This window comes from Shewanella sp. SG41-3 (genome assembly GCF_014164545.1).
Taxonomy (GTDB): domain Bacteria; phylum Pseudomonadota; class Gammaproteobacteria; order Enterobacterales; family Shewanellaceae; genus Shewanella; species Shewanella vesiculosa.
Map to the genome: position 1 here is coordinate 1 of NZ_JACJFJ010000018.1, position 6,590 is coordinate 6,590.

A 6,590-nucleotide genomic window follows, 5' to 3' on the forward strand; every position below is an offset into this window, starting at 1 on the left:
ATCAATTCAGTTAATGCCCTAGGTACAACAATATCATCCGGCTCAACTTCTAATGCCGATATGACAGGCGTAGAAGCTGGTTTAACCGCTCTTGGCGACTCTATAGGGCAAACGGACGTAGAAACTGACGGCGAACCCACAGCGGGCATCGAATCGTTTTACGAACGTGAATACCCCAATGGTTTTTCTGATGTTTGGGAAAAAAATAGCGCTGCATTCGACAACACATCAATGAATCAATACTTGAAATCTTGGGAGCTTACCGCCTCAGGTTCTGCACCAAGCTATGAGTTTTGTTTCAATCTTGGCGGCTTAATGGATTTTGGATGTAGTGACATCGAATTAGACCCCAGAATATTTGACTTTTTACGCATCATTATTTTGGTCTCAACTGCTTTTCTATGTCGTTCACTAATTTTCGGGGGTTAACATGCTTGATTGGCTAGCTGCACGATGGAATGAGTTCGTTGATTATCTCTATCAGATATTCATTTCACTAGTTGATTTACTTAAAGATTTACTCTTTTTCGTAATAGATTCACTTTTCGCAATAGTTCTATTTTTTCTAGACATGCTAGGGGATCTATTCACTGGATTAAATCCCCTGCAGTACTTCAGCTTAATACCACCTGAAACGCAGTACTACATGGCTGTTTGTGGCTTTAACGAGTCAATGTCGATGATAGTCTCAGCACTTATTATCAGAATGTTTTTACAGCTAATTCCATTCGTGAGGTTAGGATCATGATAAACGCAATTGTTGGACGACCAAGAGCGGGCAAAAGCTACGAATCCGTATTATTTCATATAATACCAAGCGCTGCCGAGGGCCGGTTAGTCGTGACAAACATACCTGTTAACCTTGCCTCAGTAGTGAAGTTTTACAGTCAAGAAGTCGCTGACCGTATCATTATCGTAAAAGCCAATTTCACTGACTACGGCATGATTAGACCGTTCTCAAAGCCAGAGGATTTTACAAAATACGATTGGAAAAATGAAAAAGGACAAGGCCCGTTATTCGTAGTTGACGAAGCGCATTTATGTCTTGGTTCAACTGCAAACCGCGAAGTTTTAGAATACCTTTCACTACACGGCCATTATGGTCATGACATTATTATCGTCACCCAGTCACCAAAAAAATTACATCGTGATCTAAAGGACATGATAGAAGTTTGCTGGCGCTGTGTTAAGAAGTCCGTTTTCGGTGATGATACTCATTACATTAAAAAAACTTATCATGGCGTTTCAGCACGCAACGAGGATTTTGTACACGAAGAAGAACGCGAATATAAAAAGCAATATTTTCAATTCTACCAAAGTCACACACAGTCATCAGCCCCTGTTGATGAAGCCGTATCGAAAGATATTAATGCAACACTTTTTCCACGTAAAAAGCTGATTATAGGTATGCTAGTTATCGGCACCATAACAGCACTATACCTTGGAAAAAAGATGATGTATCAAAGTGTAGATTCAACAGTTCAAGCTCCTAAAGTTCAAACCGTTACCAAATCAACACCAATCATCCAATCTTCATCACCACAACAAGCAATCGAACAAAAGGTGACTTATACAAAGCAATCAAACCAATCAGAACGCACCGACTTCAAATCAACAAAGTCCTTTCACCCTTTCTACAAGGTTCAACTCCATGCAGATGGATATAGCGAATACACAATGGGCGGCAGGCTTTACAAAGACATTTATTTTGTCGCATCACAAAACGGCCAAAATATCTTTACGATTGGATTACCAGATTTAAAACTGGCTGGCTATGACGTGAGTGTTTATGGCAAATGCGCTGTACTGGTTGAATACGGTGATTATCAAGATTGGATTACATGTGACTCACCAGTTATTAGTGCCGATGTTGGTGTTAGCCCATCTAATGAAAACGACAGCTAAGGGAGGGACCCGCGAAGCGGGAGGGTTCACTTAGCTTTCGTTTTAATGCTATCAATAATTAAGCCAGGCACAAACATATTGCTATCAAAAACATGAACCTGTAATCTTTTTTTGCTATCAATATTTAAACCTGGCACAAACATATTGCTATCAAAAATCACGATTACCAGTTTTTAACTTCTTAATCATTTTCTCTTTTATTTTAATATCTTCTTCAATTGACTTTATCTGTCTAAAAGCAGAATCATTTCTAACCATAGAATCAGCATTCTCCAGCATATAAAGGAAAAATTTAGATTTCGTATTTTGACCAGTCAAAACCATAGCTTCATCTAGTAAATTCTCTTGTTCTTCCGTTAATCTAATTGTAATAGCCATTTTTACACCCCGTATGCTTGAGCTAACCATTGTTTAATTGCTTTTCTAGCACCAGCTGCCGTCGCTTCTTCTGCTGGCGCAAAGCTTAATTTGTTTTCAACCCCATCACCCTTCACAAACACATCACCAGTTCTTACTTCCCAGTAAAATTCTATGTTTTCAAATTTCCACCACACACATTTTTTTGAGTTTTCGATTTTTAAAATATTTGAGTTTTCCATAAATCCGCCTTTTTGCTATCATTTAGTTTTCTTTCCACCCCTTTATGATAGCAAAACCACAGAATAAGTCAACAAAATGATAGCAAAATAATCAAATTTACTCTGTTTTTTTGTTTTTTGATTGCGTTTTTTGCAATGGAAGCGGAGCGATACGCCTTAAAACAATGATGTTGTTCATTTGATTTAAGTTGATGCGTGATGGAATGTTTCAATGAAATGATTATGCTACGCCCTAGTGACATTTTTTGATTTTATACTTGTTATGGTATCGAATTGAAGTTTAACGGCCGAATGGCAAAACCCGTCCTTGGTCTCGTGAGTCCACATACTTTAACAGTGGACTCTACTGTCATTTTGACCGAATCCCCTTTTTATTACCCACAAACTTTTCATAATCTTCTTCTCTTATATGTTTAAGCCCTATCTCTATAAGGATTTTCAAAGCCTCTGATTCTTTTATGCTTTCCCTAGTCGCCACAACGGCTCTTACCGTTTCCTTTTCGACTTTTCGCCAAGTCTTCTCGTCTATGTGTTTTGATGGCATAACTAACCCCTTTATTATTCCTTTTTATATTACCTTAATTATTGACAAATAATATCTAAGAATCTAACATCGCTTTATCTTCTGGCTTTCTAAGATTCTATGAAATGATTGACATGTTACGAATTGCCATACCTTTTAACGAGAAATTTGTCGCTGGCGATACCTCATCAGAGCGTATTAGCGGCCTTATTGACCTAAAAGAATGTCATCTTCGTGGTGCAAAATTAGAATCTGGGAATATTACTTTTAATGACGGTCAATTCGATTTTGAGTCTCTAAGACATCCCTATGAGTCTTTACCATCAAGTTGGTCTACTCTCAGTTTTAAAATACATCAAGGCGGTTCCACTTATTGGCCCTTTGTTGAAATAAAAGCAAGCCCCGCAAAATTACTCCAAGGCCATAACGTATTTGGTTCTTGTGATGTCCGTTTATGTATTGAGTCTCTAGTAACTTCTTTTACTTTAGCTATACCAGCATTAACCGACATGCTTGATTTTAAACTCTCAGAGATCAAAGCCATTGACGTAACTTTTACCGCTCATTTAGAAAGTGATAGCCAAGCTAGAAGCACCATTAACGCCCTACGTAATTTATCCAGCGGTCAAACACGTTCAAGCAAATCAAGTCATGACACCACCGCCTATTGGGGTACTAAAAATTCATCAGGCGGTAAATCAGCATCAAGACATAAGCAATTAAAAGCCTATTTAAAACATCACGAATTACAACATTCTATTAAAGAGACCGAATCAAAATTAGAACGGACTAAGCAGGATTTATATCAAAAGCAATTAGATGTTCTCAACTCACCTATAGTTTCAGCATTTGCAAAAAATTCACTTCGTTTTGAGGCGACCATTTTGCCAAGAATGCTAACTAGACTTGGCTTTCCAATTCACGTTGGATCGTTTGTTGAGCACTGCGAAAATATGCAAAAAAAATACTGCCCGATTCAATATTTATGGTCACACGCTTGGGATGACATATTTAAAACTTTCGAGGGCCAGCATGTGAATATATATAACGATGATGAAGTACAAAAAGTACTTAGAGCAAATTATTTCAGTGTCACTAAGTCTGGAAAAGTTGTCTATTCAAAAGCCGATCGTTTATTTCGCTTTGTTCGAAGCCTTAAAAATGAGGGTTGGGAAGAAATCAAAGCAACAACTCCTGAAAAGACCTTTTACCGTAACGTCAAAGAAGTTTCAGACGTTATACCCCGTTCTTACTTACAGAATTTGCAAGCTCAAGCGGCTAGCAATGTAGTCCCATTAATACGCCTTATTAATGTCGACTTTTCAAAGCAACACCCTGAAAACTGGCAAGAGCCAAAACCACTATACGAACAACTCAGAAGCAACCTACGAGCGGTAGGTTAAGGAAAAATTATGTTAACAATCGAAATAGATGCTCTAGACGGCCATATCCAATCACGCACTTTTGCAGGACAAAACGGTAAGTCAGACCGTCGTGCTTTTTGGCAAGTTGGATATATGAATAATGGCGGTCGTTACCCTGTTCGTATCGAAATCCCAATGGAAGAATCCCAACGTGCCTATACCGCTGGTGTCTACTCAATTCATCCATCCAGTTTTCAAGCTTCAAAATACAACAAAATTGAGCTCAATCCTTTCAGCATCGTTTTAGTTCCTCAAAAAGAATCTAAGGCGTCTTAATTATGAGCACACCCGAGATAATAATGCTTTCGATCACTAATTTTGCCTCGGGTGGCTTAGTTGCTTTTTTTGTAATTTATTACAGTTTTAGGAAAAAACCTTAATGTCTCAATGTGTCTCTATCAGCTCTGAGGGCTTCTTAGTCCAATCAACACAATCACCTGATGATTGCACAGGATACATTTTACTTACGCCTACTGAGTACGATTTAGCGCTCAAGGCTATTGATATTAACCCTGCTGATGTACTAGAAGTTTTTGGTCTTGTTTTTGGTTGGGTTGTATTTCTTGGTTTCCTTTCATACAAAGTCAAGGTTGCCAAGAGTGTTATAAAACTTGCCTAATTTTGGGCTAACTTAGAAAAAGGAATATTTAACATGGCTGATATTTTCGCTGCTGTAGATTTAACAACTGTTGCTGCTTTCATCGTTGCAACTGGCATTATCATCATAGGTATTGCAATGTCTGAAAAAGGTATTGGTATCTCTAAGCGTAACGTGCGCAAAGCCTAGTTTTACATAACAGAGGGCTTTTAAGTGGCTAGTTTAATACTAGCCCTTATTTTCACAATTATTGCGTTAATAGGGGCAATCTGCGGTTACATAGTAAGCCGTAATTTATTTGGGGGTTAGTCTATGAACCGTTTAATCAAGCCGTTATTGTTAATCACTTTAGCGGCTTTTTCTTTTTTTTCGCTTTCTGCTGATTACCCAGCTTACGTTTCACCAAAAGTTCAGGGTGTCACGCTTTATTCTTGTTATTCTTCCCGTACTTTTCTATCAGCTGATTCTAAGATGACTCTAACCGATTGCTATGATTGGGTCATTGCTCAAGCTCAAACTTTCCCTGGTCGCACATTTTCTTCTCCAAGTTCCGGTGAACCTGATTATGAAGGCTCAATGTATCTTTCTGCTACTGAAAACGTCTGTAATGCCTCCAATGAATGTTACAACGCTGGCATCAATATTGTAGGTCGCGCGTCCAATAAAGAGGATTTAGGTTCTAAAATTTGTCCACCCGATGATGCACCAATGTACAAAAAAGGCCCCATGACTGCTCCTGACGGTACAGAGGATGTTTGCTTACCCAATATTCCCTTATGTCCCGATGGCTATTACAACTTTGAAATTGGCGGTTCTTGTTTACCTGTTCAATGCCCAGAAAGCGGAACCCAAATGCAAGGCAATATCCAAACATATGGAAAGCTTGGTTTAACTTCCGCTGGTACTTGGTGCGATGGTATTTGTTCTTACAACGTTCAATCCGGTTCAATCGATTATGCTGGCTCAAAATGGGCTTCTGGTACCTCAACAGGTAAAGTTTGCGGTGGCGGTAAAGTAGAATCAAATTCAAACTTCACTTCTGTTGATGAAGAAAATACTTGTAACGATACAATTATCCCAACTGGCGGGCTTTTTCAAAATTGTTCTACCAGCGAACAAGAGCAACCCGACCCTGATAGCACAGTTGGCGGCGACGATGCCCCTTTAGATAATAACCTTGTCGATACAACTCCTGATGCACCATTTACTCCACAAGACTGCGTTGTCGATGGGTCAGAAATTACATGTGTCGGCTCAAATATTGTCGATGCTTTAAATGACCGTGCATCCAAACAAAAAGAAAATGATGACGAACGCCATAACAAATTAGTTCAACAGCAAAAAGACGTTGCAGATTACTTAGAGAAGAAAGAAAACGAACGCGAAGCAATCAGACTTGCCAACCAAGATGTTTTAATCAATTCAGTTAATGCCCTAGGTACAACAATATCATCCGGCTCAACTTCTAATGCCGATATGACAGGCGTAGAAGCTGGTTTAACCGCTCTTGGCGACTCTATAGGGCAAACGGACGTAGAAAC

General features: G+C 38.9%; 10 protein-coding genes and 1 pseudogene. 8 read left to right on the plus strand and 3 right to left on the minus strand.

All coding sequences use genetic code 11. The features are described 5' to 3' along the window. The 3 genes and pseudogenes from H5164_RS19625 to H5164_RS19635 form a co-directional block, all read left to right on the plus strand. Window positions 1–429 (plus strand): annotated as a pseudogene (locus H5164_RS19625) (hypothetical protein); the annotation flags it as partial. Window position 430: 1 nt separating this feature from the next. Next, a complete protein-coding gene (locus H5164_RS19630) occupies window positions 431–748 on the plus strand; it encodes a DUF2523 family protein (protein ID WP_182757364.1) in 318 nt (105 codons plus the stop codon). Then, window positions 745–1,905, plus strand: coding sequence for a zonular occludens toxin domain-containing protein (locus H5164_RS19635; RefSeq protein ID WP_182757365.1), 1,161 nt, complete (start codon window positions 745–747; stop codon window positions 1,903–1,905). The genes H5164_RS19630 and H5164_RS19635 overlap by 4 nt, the downstream gene beginning before the upstream one ends. Before the next feature lie 150 nt (window positions 1,906–2,055). On the opposite strand, the gene H5164_RS19640 is transcribed toward H5164_RS19635, so the two are convergent. From H5164_RS19640 to H5164_RS19650, 3 genes are all read right to left on the minus strand, one after another. Continuing rightward, the gene (locus H5164_RS19640) at window positions 2,056–2,283 is read right to left on the minus strand and encodes a hypothetical protein (protein WP_182757366.1); all 228 of its coding nucleotides are present in this window, start codon (window positions 2,281–2,283) and stop codon (window positions 2,056–2,058) included. Window positions 2,284–2,285: 2 nt separating this feature from the next. Then, window positions 2,286–2,504, minus strand: a complete 219-nt coding sequence (locus tag H5164_RS19645; protein WP_182757367.1) for a hypothetical protein — start codon at window positions 2,502–2,504, stop codon at window positions 2,286–2,288. 349 nt (window positions 2,505–2,853) lie between these two features. Further along, window positions 2,854–3,048 (minus strand): hypothetical protein, encoded by a 195-nt coding sequence (locus tag H5164_RS19650; protein ID WP_182757368.1) that lies wholly within the window; start codon window positions 3,046–3,048, stop codon window positions 2,854–2,856. Between the two features lie 104 nt (window positions 3,049–3,152). Here H5164_RS19650 and H5164_RS19655 point away from each other — a divergent pair, with 104 nt between their 5' ends. From H5164_RS19655 to H5164_RS19670, 5 genes are all read left to right on the plus strand, one after another. Further along, window positions 3,153–4,430: a phage/plasmid replication protein, II/X family gene (locus H5164_RS19655; RefSeq protein WP_182757369.1), complete on the plus strand. Its 1,278-nt coding sequence runs from the start codon at window positions 3,153–3,155 to the stop codon at window positions 4,428–4,430. A gap of 9 nt (window positions 4,431–4,439) precedes the next feature. Continuing rightward, window positions 4,440–4,727, plus strand: a complete 288-nt coding sequence (locus H5164_RS19660; protein ID WP_182757370.1) for a single-stranded DNA-binding protein — start codon at window positions 4,440–4,442, stop codon at window positions 4,725–4,727. A gap of 103 nt (window positions 4,728–4,830) precedes the next feature. After that, window positions 4,831–5,070, plus strand: coding sequence for a hypothetical protein (locus H5164_RS19665; protein ID WP_182757371.1), 240 nt, complete (start codon window positions 4,831–4,833; stop codon window positions 5,068–5,070). Between the two features lie 33 nt (window positions 5,071–5,103). Beyond that, the gene (locus H5164_RS20130; protein WP_259396889.1) at window positions 5,104–5,238 is read left to right on the plus strand and encodes a hypothetical protein; all 135 of its coding nucleotides are present in this window, start codon (window positions 5,104–5,106) and stop codon (window positions 5,236–5,238) included. 123 nt (window positions 5,239–5,361) lie between these two features. Continuing rightward, window positions 5,362–6,590, plus strand: a 1,229-nt coding sequence (locus H5164_RS19670) for a hypothetical protein (protein WP_182757372.1), incomplete at its 3' end; no start/stop codon positions are given.